Below are 1,808 nucleotides of genomic sequence, written 5' to 3' on the forward strand. Positions count from 1 at the left end.
TTGGTTTGAAAGAAGCAGCAAAAAGAGAGGTGGGGACAGGTGCAAATCAGATACCGGATATGGGCGCTTTTGCATCTGGCACAGGGTGGTTCAAATTACCAAGCGGGCACATTGTGCAGTTTGGTACATATTCAGGAAACACGACTCGTTTTATCAGCGGTAACTTCCCTATACCGTTTCCGACTCAACCCTTGATTTCTATCAGCGTCATGTCTGATGCCGTCCAGTCAAATCCTTCTGGACCGATTACGCCTGTACTTTCTGTAAATTTTGAACATATCAGCAATTCGTCATGGCGTGTATCAACGAGTGACAATTCTCAGCAATACCGATTTAGTTATATTTCTATAGGACGTTAACATGCAAAAATATGTATTCAGTGCCAAGAAAAATGCTTTCTTTCCTGTAGAGCTGAAGTCGTCCTATCAAAAGGCAGGAGAGTGGCCAAACGATGGAATAGAAATAGAAGACTCTGTTGCAACTGAATTCATGCAGGAGCCACCCGAAGGTAAATACAGAAATGTAATAGCAGGAATGCCAGCATGGGTAGATATTCCACCACCAACTCAGGAAGAACTTAGCGCTGTCGCTGAATTAAGAAAGGCCAACTTACGTATGCGGGCTGACTCAGAGATTAACTGGCGTCAGGATGCTGTTGATGCAGGAGTAGCGACGGAAGAAGAAACCGCCGCTTTGTCAGAATGGAAAAAATACAGGGTATTACTGATGCGAGTCGATACCGAAAAACCCGTTTGGCCTACCACTCCGGGGGAAGAGGCCACTTAATATCTGGCGCGGTGCTGGTATCAGTTGCCTCCACCGCGTCAATGTAGTCCAGAACAGAATTTAGCCTCGTAGTTTCAGCAGTGGTTAATTTACGCCCTGCCTGTAATTTAAGCTGTATCATGCCGATTGATGCCATTGCTGAATCTATCAGAGATTGCTGTTGTTGTTTTGCTACTTCTTTATCTGCCGCGCGCTGGGCTTTGGTATCCGTTACCCACTTTTCCCCGTCCCACTTATCGTAGGGGGTGGATGGCGCAATATTAGTGTATCCATCATGAACAGAGCCAATGTAGTTCACGGTGATGGCGCTACCGTCATCAGTAGTCCAGACAGTCTCCCCCCGGAGGTCTTTTTGTCGCTTCCAGTCTTTTCCTGTAAATACCATAACCTCTCCTGCCACTTCATTCCCCGGAGCAATATTAGTAGAGTTACCTGGCATACTCACTCCGATATTAATGAATTCGTCAGACCATCCTACATATTCCTTTGTCACAGGATGAAAGTAATAAACACGAATACTTCCGGCTTCAACAGCCAGCCCGTCTTTATCGAAAATGACTGTCATTATTTAGCCCTTACTAAAAAGTTAAATGCGATGTTACGTGGTCTTACGGTTACATGGTTAACACCATCACCAATAGCTGGGCCGGGATAAGGAAATCTGGAAAATCCAGGACTGTAATCGACTACACCATCATGATTACCTATTGCATGACCGGAGCCTACGTCATAGTTACCAGCATACTGTGTGAAAGATGTTGCTGCCTGAAAGCTGAGTAACCCCCTTCCGTTATCTACGCCCCTTCCATCATCCCAAATACGCAGGAACTCGCCTCGCACATCATTTAATTTCAGTCCTGGAATAATCCTTGCCAGTTTAGGGTATTCAGTCGCTGAGAAGGTTGCGCCATTCCATTTCAAAAAGACCATATCCGACCACTCATCCATAACCGTATTAGGCATTGCAGTCGACGGCCAGAAGAACGGAATTCCTATCGGCGGAGCGCCCGCTCCTAAACGAA

Annotated in this window: 3 protein-coding genes and 1 pseudogene; 2 read left to right on the forward strand and 2 right to left on the reverse strand. The window is 46.0% G+C overall.

Annotation, left to right across the window (positions count from 1 at the left end; genetic code table 11):
• Both OGV69_RS00005 and OGV69_RS00010 read left to right on the forward strand, forming a co-directional pair.
• On the forward strand, positions 1 to 359 hold a 359-nt coding region (locus OGV69_RS00005; RefSeq protein WP_502873866.1), incomplete at its 5' end, for a gp53-like domain-containing protein.
• A 1-nt stretch (position 360) separates the two neighbouring features.
• Positions 361 to 786 (forward strand): tail fiber assembly protein, encoded by a 426-nt coding sequence (locus tag OGV69_RS00010; protein WP_032174447.1) that lies wholly within the window; start codon positions 361 to 363, stop codon positions 784 to 786.
• Here the strand turns inward: OGV69_RS00010 and OGV69_RS00015 are convergent.
• Together OGV69_RS00015 and OGV69_RS00020 are read right to left on the reverse strand one after the other, a co-directional pair.
• Complete coding sequence (locus OGV69_RS00015) at positions 758 to 1,351, reverse strand: tail fiber assembly protein (RefSeq protein WP_286468967.1); 594 nt, start codon at positions 1,349 to 1,351, stop codon at positions 758 to 760. The genes OGV69_RS00010 and OGV69_RS00015 overlap by 29 nt on opposite strands.
• A pseudogene (locus OGV69_RS00020) lies at positions 1,351 to 1,808 on the reverse strand (hypothetical protein); the annotation flags it as partial. The pseudogene OGV69_RS00020 and the gene OGV69_RS00015, both read right to left, overlap by 1 nt.

Source organism: Citrobacter sp. Cc139, from assembly GCF_030334645.1.
Lineage (GTDB): Bacteria > Pseudomonadota > Gammaproteobacteria > Enterobacterales > Enterobacteriaceae > Citrobacter > Citrobacter werkmanii.